The organism is Mesorhizobium sp. L48C026A00 (assembly GCF_000502375.1).
Classification (GTDB): Bacteria; Pseudomonadota; Alphaproteobacteria; order Rhizobiales; family Rhizobiaceae; genus Mesorhizobium; species Mesorhizobium muleiense.
On the sequence record NZ_AYWU01000031.1, the window covers coordinates 1 to 15,413 of the forward strand.

The 15,413-nt window shown below is 61.2% G+C and carries 11 protein-coding genes and 1 pseudogene; 1 reads left to right on the forward strand and 11 read right to left on the reverse strand.

Annotated features, from left to right (window positions below; all coding sequences use genetic code 11):
- The 10 genes and pseudogenes from X738_RS74340 to X738_RS0143720 all read right to left on the reverse strand — a co-directional run.
- A partial coding sequence (locus X738_RS74340; protein ID WP_245277817.1) for an ISL3 family transposase occupies positions 1-1,211 on the reverse strand: 1,211 nt, incomplete at its 3' end.
- A 273-nt stretch (positions 1,212-1,484) separates the two neighbouring features.
- Positions 1,485-2,072, reverse strand: a complete 588-nt coding sequence (locus X738_RS74345; protein ID WP_023802810.1) for an RES family NAD+ phosphorylase — start codon at positions 2,070-2,072, stop codon at positions 1,485-1,487.
- Positions 2,069-2,704 carry a hypothetical protein gene (locus X738_RS74350; RefSeq protein WP_245277816.1) on the reverse strand — a complete coding sequence of 212 codons (636 nt, stop codon included), beginning with the start codon at positions 2,702-2,704 and terminating at the stop codon, positions 2,069-2,071. Before X738_RS74350 ends, X738_RS74345 begins: the two co-directional genes overlap by 4 nt.
- Before the next feature lie 141 nt (positions 2,705-2,845).
- Positions 2,846-3,310 (reverse strand): annotated as a pseudogene (locus X738_RS89340) (DUF1612 domain-containing protein); the annotation flags it as partial.
- A gap of 251 nt (positions 3,311-3,561) precedes the next feature.
- Positions 3,562-4,923, reverse strand: coding sequence for a trypsin-like serine peptidase (locus tag X738_RS74360; protein WP_031256496.1), 1,362 nt, complete (start codon positions 4,921-4,923; stop codon positions 3,562-3,564).
- Between the two features lie 38 nt (positions 4,924-4,961).
- On the reverse strand, positions 4,962-6,179 hold the full coding sequence (locus tag X738_RS74365; RefSeq protein WP_023802815.1) for a S8 family peptidase: 1,218 nt from the start codon (positions 6,177-6,179) through the stop codon (positions 4,962-4,964).
- Positions 6,180-6,211: 32 nt separating this feature from the next.
- Positions 6,212-7,198 (reverse strand): DNA/RNA non-specific endonuclease, encoded by a 987-nt coding sequence (locus X738_RS74370; RefSeq protein ID WP_023802816.1) that lies wholly within the window; start codon positions 7,196-7,198, stop codon positions 6,212-6,214.
- Positions 7,199-7,211: 13 nt separating this feature from the next.
- Positions 7,212-10,007 carry a S8 family serine peptidase gene (locus X738_RS81240; protein ID WP_023802817.1) on the reverse strand — a complete coding sequence of 932 codons (2,796 nt, stop codon included), beginning with the start codon at positions 10,005-10,007 and terminating at the stop codon, positions 7,212-7,214.
- Positions 10,008-10,154: 147 nt separating this feature from the next.
- A complete protein-coding gene (locus X738_RS74380) occupies positions 10,155-11,039 on the reverse strand; it encodes a hypothetical protein (protein ID WP_023802818.1) in 885 nt (294 codons plus the stop codon).
- Positions 11,040-11,343: 304 nt separating this feature from the next.
- Positions 11,344-11,655, reverse strand: a complete 312-nt coding sequence (locus tag X738_RS0143720; RefSeq protein ID WP_023802819.1) for a hypothetical protein — start codon at positions 11,653-11,655, stop codon at positions 11,344-11,346.
- A gap of 240 nt (positions 11,656-11,895) precedes the next feature.
- On the opposite strand from X738_RS0143720, the gene X738_RS74385 reads away from it, so the two are divergent.
- Positions 11,896-13,164, forward strand: coding sequence for a S8 family serine peptidase (locus tag X738_RS74385; protein WP_023802820.1), 1,269 nt, complete (start codon positions 11,896-11,898; stop codon positions 13,162-13,164).
- Here X738_RS74385 and X738_RS74390 read toward each other — a convergent pair.
- Positions 13,154-14,863: a caspase family protein gene (locus X738_RS74390; protein ID WP_023802821.1), complete on the reverse strand. Its 1,710-nt coding sequence runs from the start codon at positions 14,861-14,863 to the stop codon at positions 13,154-13,156. The genes X738_RS74385 and X738_RS74390 overlap by 11 nt on opposite strands.
- Positions 14,864-15,413 lie beyond the last annotated feature (550 nt).

Here is a 15,413-nt window from a genome sequence, read left to right on the forward strand (position 1 = left end):
TCCGGATCTCGAACCGGCTCCAAGTTCAGCGCGGGAGACTGAATGTCATCGGCCTGCTCTCTTTCGGCCCGCCGCCAGGCTCCGAGAAGCCGCTCCAGATTGGCGAAACTGCCAGTGTAGCCGCGCTGCTTGACGTCATGAAACAGGTGCCGTCCGCAGCGGTTCCCATCCTTCCAGCATTGGGCGAGGAAGGCTTCGAAATACCAAGGTGATGTGGGGTTCAATGCTGCGCGCCGCCTGTCTGGCGGAGCCTTGAACTTGAGCCAATTCGCAACGCTGCGACGTTCATAGCCGGTCCGGCGGGCGATCTCGCTATACGACAGTCCCTCGTCGCGCAAAGCGTGGAGCGTTTCGAGTATCTCCTGACGAGCTTGCCTATGCGCGAGACGGGCGCGCCGGCGATGTGTCGCAGCGTCGACGATTGCNTCCTCCGACAGGATGGCCCTGCCGGTGGCACGTCCAGAAAGGCTCATCTGTTCTTCGATGGCCGAGCGAAGATTCTGGACCAGGTGAAATCGATCGGCAACCTGTCGCGCCTGTGGTGCGCCCTCGCGAACAGCCTGCGCATAGAGGCCGCAGCGGTCCCGGCTGACGACTTCGACCGAAGGATGGCTCCGCAGCCACTTGGCCGCACTCTCAACGCTCCGATCGTCCAGAATGTCGACAACCGAGCGGCGCTCGAGATCAACCACGATGGTCCCGTAGCTTGTCGCCCGCCGCCAACTCCAGTCATCGATGCCGACCACCCGGACCTCGGAGTTGCGGTGAGCGACCGTGGCATCCCGCTTCAACTGCCGCAGGATGGTGTCGTCGCTGACCGGCATGCCGAGCCGTTCCATCAAGCGCTCGCCAGGACGGCCGCCAGTGCTGTGGCCAAGCAGGCCAACAATCTCCCCGACCCTTCTCGTCCGACGCGCATAAGGAGCAGCGATCATCGGCAGCCGGTCGGTGAACGTTTGTCGCTCACATTTGCGATATGAGCACCGCCAGCGGCGCAGCAGGAGCTTAACTGTCACCGGCCTGCCCTGGACTGGCAGATCCTGGAGGTGACGGTTGGACCAGCCATGCCGACTTCGGCTTCGCCGACCACAATCGGGGCAAATGCCGATCGCGGATCCGGCAGCTGAAACAACCCAACTGTCATCAACAGCGAGCGCGACACCCAGAATCTTGACCCCTGGGCCGGGTGACCATTTCGATTTTGTTCGCATGCCCGCCCATAGCGACNGAGCGCGACACCCAGAATCTTGACCCCTGGGCCGGGTGACCATTTCGATTTTGTTCGCATGCCCGCCCATAGCGAGAGCGCCACTAACAGCGGATGAACCACACAAAGTGAGGAAGAACCCCATTAACTGCCAAGCGACACGATTTCATTCCTGAATCTGATGCCCGCCTGATCGTGAATGCGGGGCCGGCGGCGCAAATGGGCGGGCTGGATAGTTCGGCAATAAAGCAGCTTTACGGTGGCTGACCCTCATGGCCTATGGGGCCAAGCCGACGCCGTAGCGTTCGGCGATGCGCCAGAACCAATCCTGATCGAGATCGACTTGACGTTCTTTTTCTTCGATTGCGCCGGCTGACCGATCAAACAGCGCATAGCAAAGCTCGGTGTCGTCATGCCGGGCGTGGTAGGCTATTCCATCCGCGTTGATCGGATGCCGAAGCAGAGCCTGGGACCAGGTTTGCGGGACGTCATAGGGCAGGCCACCGTGCGAAACCTCGCCGGTGGCGCCGAGGCGCGCCAGGCCGGTCCCGGCGAGCCGGATCAGTTTCAGATCTCTTTTTGCGCTAAGGTGGACATAGGCCTTCCGCTGGAGCAGGTCACTGTCGATGAGCGTGCGACCTGGTGTGCGCAGGAAGGTTTCCGCGAAGGCACCGCTGGCCCCCTTCGCCGTGTAAAGCACGCCGTAGGACGCATCTGGAGCGTTGAAGCGCCCGGTCGTCGAGGTGTCGAAGAAGATCGGCTCTAGCTTGCTGGTATAGAAGCGGTGCAGGCTCTCCCCTGCTCGAAGCTCGACCAGTTCTGGATTTCGTCGGACGAGATCGGCGGGAGGGAGCGGGCCGCTCACGCCCCCTGCTCGCCGTGCCGCCTCGCGGTTTCGATTACGGGAGCACGCTCGCCGGATTTCAGCAGGTCGATGGGCTTACGATTGCCGAGCCGATCATCCGGGTGGGAAAGGAAATTGAGGACCGTCCACGGATTGCTGGTCTGCAGGGCTTCGCGAACCGCCTTTAGGCCGGGCACAACGGTGCCATCGCGATTGAACTGCAGCGTGGGATAGCTGCGACGATTGCTCGGGCCGGGAACGGCAAGCAGTGTACCTTCCTGCACACGCTTGTCGATTGCCTGACGGGACACGCCGCGCATCAGCGTGCGGACCTGATCGAGATCGTAGGCCCCGCCGGCATCTCGCAGGTCCTCCTGCGCAATGCGGATACCCTCGAGCATCGCGCGGCTGCGGGCATCGGGTTCAAATGCCGTCTTGTCGACGAGCGACCTCTCATCGCCGCGCGCCGAGCCCGGCTCCTTTTCGATCACTTCGGTAACCCGGGCGACGCGACCGCGGACGGTCTTCCTGATTTCCCGGACTGACTCCGGTCTCGACGACACGATCGCGACATGGGCCCCGGCGGGCAGCTTGAACCCGGAGAGCGCCTTCATCGGATCGCCTTTCATCGTGAACATCGTCACCACGCCCATCGGCGTCTTGCCCCGCTCTTTCGCGGAGGCGGTCGAAGTCTTGGAATGTGCTTTGTCAGCCATGTGCCTTATCTCCTGCACTCAAATATGGCGATCAGAGCAACTTTGTCAACCTGCGCAACTATGACAACGCGGCGAGCTTCAAAGGATTCCCCATGCGCGGTAGCGTCCCCTCCCCGTCATTTCCCGCACGCCGAGGTCGGCGGGCGCCGCGTTGTGTTACCTTCGCAGCCTTGGCGATCATGGCGGCGGAAACGACGGGCCGTGACAGGACAAGTTCGACGACGGCGGGCAGGCTACTCGACGAACGGCGACCGCGCAGCCGGCGCTCCATCTGTTCGCGCGCCTGCGCCAGACGGGCGGTCTCCTTCATGCCGGCCTCGGCCGAGGACGATATCGCAAAGCGATCAAGCGAGTCACTCGCACCTGAGCCCGGCGCCGCTCTCTGGGAACGGCCTTCAAGCCGACATTGAAGCGGAACAAATGCGAGCCGACCTTGCTCCGCGCCCGGAGATAGGCGCTGACCTGTTGCCCGCCAAGCCAGTGCTGGCGCTGCATCGGTTCGAGCGTCTCCCAGGCATCCCAAAGCAAGGCCGCGCCGAGCGCCGGAGTTCCTCGAGAGGCCGATCGCCCGTCCACCACACTAAGTGAGGAAGAACCTGATTAACTGCCAAGCGACAACTGATGGTTTATCTGCCATTGCGATAAATGGATACCAGCCCATCCCCAAAACCCTAGGCAAGCTGAAATGCGGGTCGCTCATCCCGCTTAACGAACCGGTTTTCGATGTTTGGCGAACCCACATAGGGTCTGATATGGCGAAGGAACACGTTTAGTTCGACCGCAGAAATCAGCGGCTACGGAACACCGGCTCGGCTCGCAGAGAACACGCTGAAAAGCAACATGCCTGCCAGCACAAGCGAAAGTGCGGAGAGGCCGTAGATGACAAGCGGCTGGAGGATCGGGAAGAAGGTCACCGACCCGCCATTTTCCGCGCCGTGATTGCCGTAGTGATAGGCGTTGTCGAAGTAGCCGCCTTTCCGGTCTCCTTTCGGCGTGACCAGCTGCATCCGCCCGGCACTGGAGTGTAGACAGAGCGGCACGTTCTTAATGGCTGAGCAGCCCGACAGTTCGGACGGCGTGTAGCCGAATGTATCGGGATAGATGTAGACTGCGCCTTCACTCTCGAATTTCTGGATGAAATGGACCTGCGCCGCCAGAGGCAGCAGGACAAAGGCGGTCAAAGTCAGGGCCGCGGTCCGGCGCAGCGTTGAGGAGATGGGAATGGCGCTGAGACTGCCGAAGGAAGGGACGCGCGCCGCCCAGGGATGCAAACGCCGGGATCGAGAGAACACAAGGAACATATAGAACACTATTGGCGCCATGAACGCGAACAGATGCATGCCCCAAAATGCGTTGAGTAGCCTGTTCTTCCCGCCCATCGTGATCGGCTCGAAAATCTCGGTGCCGCGTTCGGCTTGGAAATGCGCAAAGAGCAGAAGGAAGAAGGCTGCGGAGAGGATGGTCCAGCCGCGCATGAAGGATGGCGACAAGGGCCGCCTCTCAAACGGGAGAGGCGGCCAGAACGCCTGCAGATCGGCGACCGGGATCATGTAGGCGACACGTTCAACATCTGACTTGAACCTGCGCACGATCATGCCTACCACGGCCTCGTGCTCATTGTCCCACACCGCGCCGCCGCTATAGCCGCCCTCGACGAAAGCCCCAGCATTCCGGCTGCCTTCGATCTGGATCCAAGCGTCGGTGTTCTGTCCCATGAATTGCGCATCGACATGGTTCCCAATGCTACGGCCGGGGGCGATTCCGAAAACGCTCAGGCGGTCGCCATCCAGCGATTTGCCCGAGATATCGGCAAGCAGCGCCTGCCCGGCTTCCGGCGGTGCGTCCTTGTCGAGCCTGATCACGGCGATGTCGTCGAGCGGCGTTTCTCCAGCGGCCCGCCACTTGATTACCCTTCCAGGGAACGGCTCGCTCGCAGGCAGCATCGGAAAGCCTACTTGGACGACCGCGTTAGACGCAGGCGGGTTCTGCGCGTCGGCGGGTTCACCCAAGGCGACGTTCACGACATGCGCGCAGGTCAGAACATGGCGGCTGTCGACGACCATCGCCATGCCTGCATGCTCACCATTCGCTTTCAGGACCCGAGCTATTCCGGCGGCTTTGGCCGCCCGCTTGCCACCGACTCCGCCCCGCAGCATGAATACCCTCTAATACTTTGTGACATCATTGACGCGCATTATGGACCCTGCACAAGCCCGTCGCCGACGTCTTCCGGGTCGAGCGGGCTAAGGTCAATTGCCGTTTCCCTGATCTGTTGCACGACCCAATCCGCCGAAAAACCCTGCGGCATCTTCTTTTGTGCCCACAAAGCCGCGACTCCGGCCACATGCGGCGTCGCCATGCTGGTGCCGCTCAGCGCGATCAGGCCACCTCCCGCCTTGGCGGACCAGATGTCTTCGCCGGGCGCCGACACCACAGCGCCTTCGTTGGAGAAATTCGCCACCCGGTATTTTTTCTTGCCGTTATTTTCGTCGAACCCGAGCGCCGCCACGGAGAGAAACCGCTCGCCCGACGCCGGAGGCGCGACGATGATCGAGTAATTCGGTCGGTCGCTCTCGTTGCCGGCCGCCGCCACCAGCACGCTGCCGGCAACGACGCCATCAACGCCGAGCATCATCTGCGACAGTCTGTCGAACACGCGACTGTTTTGCCGGTAGCCGGCTAGCGCGATCGACGTCGCCTCCGCCTGCGTAAATTGCTTCTTGTCAATCAGGTGCTGCTGATATCCGACGAAATCCATGCCGAGCGACATGGAGATGACATGGGCACCCTCGAGCTTCGCCCAGAAGATGGCGTTGACGATATCCTCGGAAGAGCCGCCGCCTTCGCCGAGTACCTTGCCGATCAGGGCTCGCGAGATACCCTTGGCAACACCGATGCGAAACTTGTCCACGTCTCGGCCGAAGATCGTGCCGGCACAATGCGTGCCATGTCCGTCGAGATCTTGCGGCGCTTCCCTGGTGAAGTTTCGCTGGACGAGCGTGACGCCTTTGAAGGCCGGGTGCGTCGCGTCGATGCCAGTGTCGAGCACTGCCACGGTGACGCCGGTCCCATCGGAATCGCCGCCTACCGCGTTGACCGCGCCGACGCCCCAGGCAACCTTGCCGACCTTCTTCGCCCCGGCGGATGCCTCGCGCGCCTTGATCAGCGTCACCGGCATACGCGGAAAGGACGCCAGAACGGTGTCGTCCTGCTGCGCGGTGCGGCGCTGCTCGCCATCCATTTCGTCTACCTCGACCGTGACCCGCTCCAACCGCGTCGTCATCCGCGAGGGGGCTGCCTCCAGCCCCAGGATACGGCGCCGTCCGGTAGCGGCCTCGGTTGCCACCAGACCCGCATCGTCACCGGGCGAACGGGGCCTGCGCAGCACCACCCATTCGATCTTTTTCGCCATCTGATGTCCCTCCCAACGAGCCGGCCTACGCCCTATACCCTAATGTCCCCCAGCACCTTGATCTCCGCAGCGATGGTCAACCCGCCTTCCAGTTCTTCCTCATTGGAAAAGCCGTCAAAATTCGGCAGGGCACCAAACGAGAGCCCGGTGAGACGCTCGATCTGTCGTACGCTTTTCTGATACGTCTTGTAGGCTCCGAAAGCTGCCTCGAGCTGGCCGAGTTCCTTCCCCTGTTCGACAACATAGGCGGTGGCGGACGGACGGGCGTCGTCGGACAGGAAAGCAACGACCTTCCAGAACGCCTTGGGAATCAGCACGTCCCGGAAGAGCAGGTCGCTCGGTGAAAAGACCGGGCCTGTGAATACGCTGCACCGTTCCTTCCAGGCCCGCGAATTCTGCAGGATGTAGTTCTCGAGCCCGAGCCAGGTCTTCTGGTTGACGATGTCCATCTGCGGTGCGCAGTTGGTAAAGTGAAACGTGTCGCTGTTTGCGATTGTCGCGCCATCCCCCCAGTTGGGATCCTCGCGCCTAACGAGATGGCCGCGGTCGAGGCGGTTGGCGGTATAGAGTTCCTCGCCGATCTGGGCTTCGATGGGAATTCTCCCATCAAGGGACCATTTGTCGCTGTCGCGTTCGATGGAAACGGAGCGGGCGCCCTCTATATTGACGGCGGTGAACATGGCGGTGCGCCGCGCGGCCGACATGACCACCGAAAAATTCTGATAATCCAGCCTGCCGTCGCGATTGCCGCCGACCGGCGTCACGTCCCGAAGTCTCGCTCCTTCGGGTTTCGGAAGCGCGACCTTGAAGTCGCTCAGGAAGTCCGCGTCAAAACCGGTTCGATCGGCGAAGATTTCGGCGGGCGTTATACGCGGCTGCGTCGCCCGCTCCGTCCTTGCCGATTCCAGGCGGTTGTGCGCTTCGAGCTCGCCTTCGCCGCCCGGCCGTCGCAGTCGCACCATGTCGCGCAGCCGCGGGCGTTGACCAAGCTTGATTTCGGGGTGTTGGCTTCTCGGCATTGGAATCCTCCTCTTACGATGCGAAAAACTTGGCGAGAGCGGCGAGATCGAGAAGTTTTGGATTGCGTTGCGCGGCTTTGCGCACGGCGGCGAGGTCATGTGCCAGATTCTGCCGCAGCACCTGGCCGCCGAAATGCAGTCCGCCGATGCCATACGGTGCGTCGAGGCTGATGACGGGAGCGCCTGAATTGCCGCCAAGCGTCGTCGCGTCGTGGCTGAACGCCCAGCTCGCGCCATCGCCGACGACCGACCCCGGCCCATTGGAGATTTCTCCGGGGCTGACATATTTTATCCCGTAGTCGTCGCCGAACAGTTCCCAGAACCTGTCCCAGATCTCGGTCGACACCTTTCCGGTTTCCAGGTCGATGGCGGCCTCGAGCGGCGGCGCGGCTGGATAGCCGACCACGATCAGATTGGACTTCGCGCCAGGTCCGGTGCGCAAGGGACCGGACGGCGCCGGCGCAGGCAGCCTCTGCCCGGCGCTGTTTGTGGTTTCGACTTCGAGGATGGCCACGTCGAGCTTCGACAGGTCGACGAAGGGCCCGATCTTGGAAGGACCGGCGGTCACCACGCCCTTGACAGCAAACCGCCTCGTGTCGTCGGCGGCCGCCTCGTCGAAGCAGATCGACACTGACGCGTTGAGAAAGAAGCGCTGCTTGCCCTTCGCGGCGGGCAAGGGCTCGGCAAAAGCGTCGATAACATGCCGATTCGTCATGACCAGGCCGGCTTCGATGACCGTGCCGGTGCCAACATGCTCGTGTCCGTCGGCTGTCGCCGTATCGATGCGGCCGACAGCGTCGAACAGCGGCTTCAGAGCCTTTCGGTTCGGGCCGAGATGCCCTGCCCAGCGCTCGAGCTGCGGATCCTGCGGATCGACCATGCCTCCCGATATACGTATCGCCGGCCGGCCGGTCAGCCGAACGATCGCCTCGGTGGTGGCGCGCAACATTTCCAGGGACGCCCCTTGCAGCGCGGTACCCTTCGACAACGCCTCGACTACCTCTTCGGCCTGCGTCATCATGTCGGTGCGCGCCCTTCCGGCGGCTTCGATCGACATCGTTCGAGGCGCACGATGGCTCAGCGCCTTCTCGATGCGATCGAGCACGTCCTTATTGCCGGCCGTACCGACCATTTTTCCAGCGGTGATCTCCGGCGCGCCCTTGCGGCCCTTGGCGCCACCGCGCTGCGTCGACGTCAGGTCAGGAGAGCGGGGGCCGACGAAGGGCGTCTTGGGACCGGCGGCCGCACGGAACGGCGACTTCGGCGGAGGTCCGGCCTTCGCCGGCGATGTCATCGCTTCGGCGAGGGCGCGGCTCGGGCGCGGCGGCGCCGCACTCTCCAGTGCGCCGCTGCGCGCCGGATTCTGTCGCTGGAGACTGTCGGCAGCGAGATAGCCGGCCTCGGCGACAAAGCGCCTTGTGCCACCCGCCGCCTCGACGATGGAAGCGCCTGGGTTGGAGTCGGCCGTCAGCAATACCGCTGGAATGGCGATGAGCGAAAGCTTGAGCAAGGCATGGGCGTCGACGACGCCAGCACCCATGGACCTTGTCGGCCAGTCGGCAGGCTTGCGCGCCGTCTTCCTGACCGCAGAGCGGAAGAGTTCCTGCACCGTTGCGCCCCGCTTGGCCGCTTCCGCGCGAACGGCTGTCACATCGTGATGGGCGAGCCACAGCGCCGCGCATCCGGCAGTCAGAGCAACAGCAAAGGACGTTCCCTGACCGGGCTCGACCAAGGATTTGTCGGCATCGTTCGGGCGGTTTCGGCGCGCGATGTAGACATTTTCGCCAGGTGCGGAGATGTCGACCTTTGCGCCGCGGGAACTTCCCTTCCAGGGCTTGTCATGGATGTCGACACCGGCGACTGCGATCACGTTCCTGTCCCACGCCGGATACACTACGAACGACACGCAATTGCCGGCGGCGGCCAGAACGATCATTCCCGCGTCCACCGCGCGGGCTATCGAGTGCTTCAGATCCGGGCCTTCAATTGGCCCTCCAAGGCTCATAGTGACGACGTGGCAACCTTTGAGGCGCGCATGGTCGATCGCCGCCGCGACCGCGCCGCCGCCGCCGATAACCACGCCGTTGACGCAGCGAACGGGAACTAGGGTCGCGCCAGGCGCAGTGCCGATAATCGACAGCGAAGAGCGGCTAACGACAGCGCTCGAGGTCGCCGTACCGTGACCGGGCGATGACATCGACGCCGAGAGAGGGTCTATGGGCAGGCCCGATCCGACCAGAACATCCTTGCCCTTGGCGAGGTCAATCGCGGTTTCCAACTCGCGGTGGTCGGCGACGCCGGTATCCGGCTGGCCGACCAGGATGCCTTGCCCCGTTGTCCCGAACGCGGCCCAGGCCTTGTCAGCACGCACCGCTGTGACCGCCCATCGGGGCTGGGTCGGCACAGCCGCAGTTGACTTGCAGAGCGCCCAGACGATGCCGCCCACGGATTCTGGCGCCCTGCGCATCAGGTCATCGTCGGGAATCCAACCAGGATCGACATCCGGAACGCAGGATACGAGACCGAAATCATCCACCAGCTTCTGCGCGACATCGAACAGGAAGCTTGACGATTGCTCGCGAACGACGTTCGGGAACTGCAGCACGCAGATCAATGGGTCTTCGCCCGGTGGTAGCTGGAAGAACTGAAACCGGTCGCTTCCCATGAGTTTTCGAAGCTTTTGGCGCTCTTCGGAAACGTTTGGCGGGCGCGAATATTCGAAGGTGAACCGCAATATGCCAGGCGCCAGGTTCTCAGCCTGCTTCGGATCACTCGCCTTTGCCGCCGCTTTGAGAAACGCCCTGTACATCGTTGCCCCCCTATTTCCGCCGCTTGTTCAACATGCGCCGGGAGCGACGCATCCCCCGGCGCATTTTGGCTCAGAGTGGTCGGTTCGGCCCCAAAGTCGCGCCAGGTCAGCGCAACCAGCGGCGCGATGTCCTCCCGCCCGAGATCGCTACTGGGCCGTTCGCGGACCTAACTTCAGAAGTTCCGCGATAAATTGTGTGATCGTGGACCCCTGAACCATCGCGTTCATGCCTATCTCCACTTTCAGGTGACCCGCATCATCGAAGAACCTGGCAGATTCGATCGTCGGGCCGTATTGCAGGAATTCGTCCGGGACGGAGGCGCGCAGGATTCTCTGGTCGATCGCCTTCCTCAAGGCGTCCTCTGCTTTTGCATTGATATCGACGCCGGCGATCGACAGCACGCCTTCGGTAATGAACGCGAACTGACCCTTCAACTCAATGTCCGGTCGTCCCAGGACGAGCTCGACCGAATAGTCGTCGGTCTTGCCGATGCGCAAAGGCAAGTCCGCATCGAACGACTGGCTGACCAGCTTGCTCTTGATCGGATCGCCCGGCCATGTAACCACGACGGGCACCTTGGTCTTGATGCCGAAACCGACATCCTTGATCTCCCACTCGACCTTGGAATTGGGGATCGGGTTTTCACGGCAATCCCACATCGTGACATTTCCGCCGATCGAGAACATCAGCGTCCCGTCGCGAAAAAGCAGCTCCTTCCTCGAAATCGAGACAACCGGATTATCGGCGCTGTAGCTCCGACAATTCTGCGTCGGCAGTTCGAAGGTGTCGACGATCGCGCCGATCTTGCTCTGAAGGTCGGACAGATCGCCGACGGCCCTGGCCTTGATCTCGGCCCGGCCATCCACCGTGCGGACCTTGAAATAGCTTGTTGCGACGATTGCGACCGAAATCCCATTCACGTCCTGGGAAATCGATACAGGTCCAACCACCACCTCGTCGGGCTGGGCGTAACATGGGGTGACGGAAAGCAGCCCGACGATCCAAGTCGTTAGAATAGCGCTCGCTTTCATAGCTGCAGCCCCCATACCGACCCCCATATCTGCCTTGGGGCGATCAAGCTTCGACTTCCTGGACGATTTCAGCCAATTCGATCTCGTCCAAACGATAATCTAGTTATGCTTGTTGGGGAAGTCTTCCCCAACCGGCACCAAAAAGATCTTCCAAGGTAACTAAGAGAATTGTTAGCCAACACATCAGTCTTTAGACAGTTTGGGTCGTTATCGGGGAGCAAAAACTCGCTGGAATGGCTCTGTGGATTGGAAGCTCCAACCCCTCTGAACGTCTTTTGCGACACGGTCTAGACGTTTAGCGGCGTCATGCAACGAGAGCCTGGCCCATGATGGTGATTTTGCCCGAGTAAAGGCTGTCTGAAGAACGCGCCAACAAAAGGATGCTGTAAATGTCCTCCCACTTTTGGTGTTCCGTGACGGTTACGCATCCAAGCGAGGTCGAGCCTGTGTGCAGACAATACCCCTCCTCACTTTTGTAGGCGATGATCCACCAGCTCAGTGCGTGTGGCGCTTTGTCGATGTAGCCGGCGGCGTGCTGGAAAGCCTTCGCGGCTTTCGGCCATATGACATAGGTGCCGTCCGGTACCTCGGGTTGCGACGTGGCGGTCGCCGTCACTGTCTTCGAGCCATCTGCCGACGTTGCCGTAACCTTTCCCGCTGCCGCATCCCAAAGCAGTAAGCATATAGGCGTTTCCGCCCATGGGAGCAAACGAAGGCAGGCGCTTTCGCCTAGCGCTCAAATTTCAAACTGAGACACTACCGCCTGGCGATTCAGTTTGAGAAATTTACATGATTTGATATCACTAGAGTTCGAATCCAACTGCATCCGTAGAAGCATCGCGCTCCAGGTAACCCAATGGAAGAGGACCGCTATATCTTTCTGCGTGTCCCAGATTTTGTATCGCTGAAGGACATCAATACCTTCGCGATCGACCGGACCTTGTCCGGCAAATCACCGATCGGACTGCCGAAAGGACTCGGCCGTAGTTTGGATCAAGCAGAGAATCGGCGACGCGCCATGCTCAACGGCGGCGTCCAGATTGTGTCAACAAGCGATGCGAAGCTCGCTGCGGATCTGCGCGGTGATCCGCGCACGATCGAGGGCAGCCTCGCCATGCCTACCTGTCTGGTGAAGCCGCTCACAATCGAGACGCCGGAAGAGGATGCCGGTGACTATGCCTGGGGGATAGAGGCGGTGGGAGCGCTTGATGCTCCGGGTTCGGGCGCTGGGGTCAAGGTCGCGGTGCTCGATACTGGTATCGACAAAGCCCACGAAACATTCAGGGACAAGACGATCGTCGAGCAGGACTTCACCGGCGAGGGATCTGGTGATCGCAATGGTCACGGCACTCATTGCGCCGCCACTTTCTTCGGCGGCAATGTCAGCAACGTGCGCATCGGCGTCGCCCCGGGCGTGAGCGATGCCTTCATTGGCAAGGTCTTGCGAGACGACGGGAGCGGCGACGTGGGCATGCTGGTCCAGGGGCTCAACGCGGCTGTTGGTTTCGACGCTGATGTAATCTCGATATCGGTGGGGTTCGACTTTCCGGGCTATGTCAAGAGGCTGATGGCCAACAAATGGGACATGGATCTCGCCATTGCCAAGGCGTTGGTGGTCTATCGCGACAATCTAAGGGTGCTCGATGGTATGCTCGAACTCATACGGCATCTTGGCGCGATGAATCGTGGCGCGGTCGTAGTCGCGGCGGCAGGCAACGACAGCCGCTCGGATGACCGTTCCAGGATCAGGATTCCCGTCTCGCTGCCGGCCGCCGCCGACGGAATCATCTCCGTCGGCGCGCTGGAGCGTCACGCGGGAGGATTGTGGGTTCCCGACTTCTCCAATACTCTACCACGCCTTGTCGCGCCCGGCGTTGCGGTGTTGTCGGCAAAGGCGCGAGCAAAGGAGGGCGACAGCGCCTCAGCACTCGACACGAAGACTGGCACAAGCATGGCATGTCCGCATGTCGCGGGAGTCGCGGCCTTGTGGTCGCAGTTTCTTGGTCGCGCCTCGCCAGACGAAGTGGAGCAGCATATGCTGGAGTCTGCCCGCAACGACGTGTTCGCTCCCGACGTCCAACCTACCGATCGGGGTGAGGGCTTGGTAGCTGCGCCTAGAATCTAGCCCGCGCTGCCTTTGTCGCCTCTCTGCGATCCCGTCGCAACATCAGGAGCGCCAAGCCGATCGCCGCACCGAGAAGTGAGCCGGTGATCGGTCCGAAAATGAGGCCCGTGACGATAAGGTCCATCGTGTCCGGGTGCCCGACCCGACTCGCGATCAAATTGTCGAATGACGAATTGATGATTAAGAACAATACTCCGCTGAGCACCCCGACAATGGCCGTTGCTCCCATGGCGATGCCGGCGTCGCGCAGAATCTTGCGGTAATTTGTGCGCTCGATGCTGTAAGTCGTCACCGAGAAGACAATGGCTGCCACGCCGACGAAGCTGCCCGGCAGCAGCGCCTCGGGCGATGCGGGCGGGCGGTTCAACGATCCAAAATAGAGAACCACGGCGGGTCCTACGAAGATGCCGACGATGACCCCGCCCAGGATTCCGCCGATCACCAACCAGAAATTCGAGGCGATGACCTTTAGCGGAGGCTTGGCTGCCAGCAGGTTGGCGATGACGAAGCTCGCCCCGCCGAGCAGGCCTCCCGTGGCGACCGCGCTGATCTCGATCTCGGCGAGCAGCCAGCCAAATGGCACGTATTCGTAGTTTTCAGTGTTGGTCCAGAAGAAGTAGTATGCGGCGGCTATAACTGGCCCGGCAAGGATTCCTCCCAAAAATCCGCCGAAGACGCTTCGCTGCGCCAGCGTGAGCACTCCTTCACCGCGCTGGTCGCCGAACTCGCCGCGTACGAAGCCGTAGGCGCGCGACAAGCCAAGCAGGAAGATCCCGAACGCGACGACCATGATCAGGGCGGCTAGAGCCATGAGGGCAAAAGCCCGTAATATCGGAATGTCAGGCCAGTACGTGGTCTGCCAAGTTACACCGTACATCGCGGATGTGTGGCTGGCAACCGCAACCAGAAACGCGACCAGCCCGAGGATGTTGGCCGAGAACCACATCAATGAGCCGGGATTGAAGAAAAAAGGCGCCGAGAGCGATGACGTCATCCACGGTTCCTGCGCGCCGGATGACCGCTCCTGCACATGTCGCGTGATCCGCAGCATCAGATTGCCCAGCGACAGGTCCGCGGTGTCGAGATTGGCGAGCAGCCCCTCGGTGAACAGGCTGTTCCCACCCTTGCCCTCATAGGCCAGCCTGCCCGGCGCGGCGGCATAGGCGAAAAAGATCTGTCCTTCGAAACCATGGTCCTCTTGCGGTCGCGCCAAGCCGGTCTTGAGCTTGTCGACAGGCAGGCCCTTGGCTTTCGCGAACTCGTGAACTGGCGTGGAGTGATCGCCGAACAGGCTCTCGCGGCAGGCATCGAGAAATACCAGCGTTACCTCCGCCGCCTTCGTCGCCGCCGCAATGGTTGATTGGATCGGTACAAGATCGTCGAGAAACTGCTTCTTATCCGCATCGAAATCGACGGGAATCATGTAGTTCTCATCCTTCCACTGGACGCCGTGGCCGGAATAGTAAATCAGCGCAGTCGCCGCGCCGTCGCAGTCGCGAACGAAGGCGTCCAGCGCCGCCCGCATGTCCCTCTTCTTGCCGTCCTTGCAAGTCATGACCTTGAAGCCGAGTTCACCCAGCGACCTGGCGAGGTCATCGCAGTCCTTCGCCGATTTGGAAAGCGCAAGTTCGCCAGCATAGGCGCCATTGCCGATCACGAGCGCGACGCGCTTCTGCTCCTTGACCCGGCCGAAATTCATATGGGCTGTATCCCGCAATGAACTGATCTTACTGTGGCTAATCTAGTCGGATCCTTTTCAATTGGGAAGAAAGAAAGAATGACTTGACCCTCATGCACACGCCGACGCTCTCGTATAGTTGACCCGATACCGTGAACTGTTCACGAGTATATCGCGTCAGTTTGCTCATTACGTTTCGGTCGTATTCGATCCTCGAGAGTAGCCCAGCCGAATGACATGACGGGCGGTAGACGTCCTCGATGAGGTGGAAGCGGCCATCGTGCTTCGCCAGCATAGCGGAAGCGATGGCGAACGAGCAGTTCGCATTCGATGGAGACAAAGAAGCTCTCGCAGAGGGCGTTGTTGCTGGCGTCGTTGATGGGAAGGTGGGTGGGCAGATTTCAAGATTAAAGGTGTGGGGGGCTTAAGGGGTCGAAGTTCGTGACCGCCACGCTGGCAAAGACCGCGGGAGCGTTATTGGCATCTTCTTTATTCCTAAACTGACACGACAGGCGTCAAGCGAGTAGGAACGGAGACGTTTTCGATGTAAATTTGTGCCGTCTCAACCATT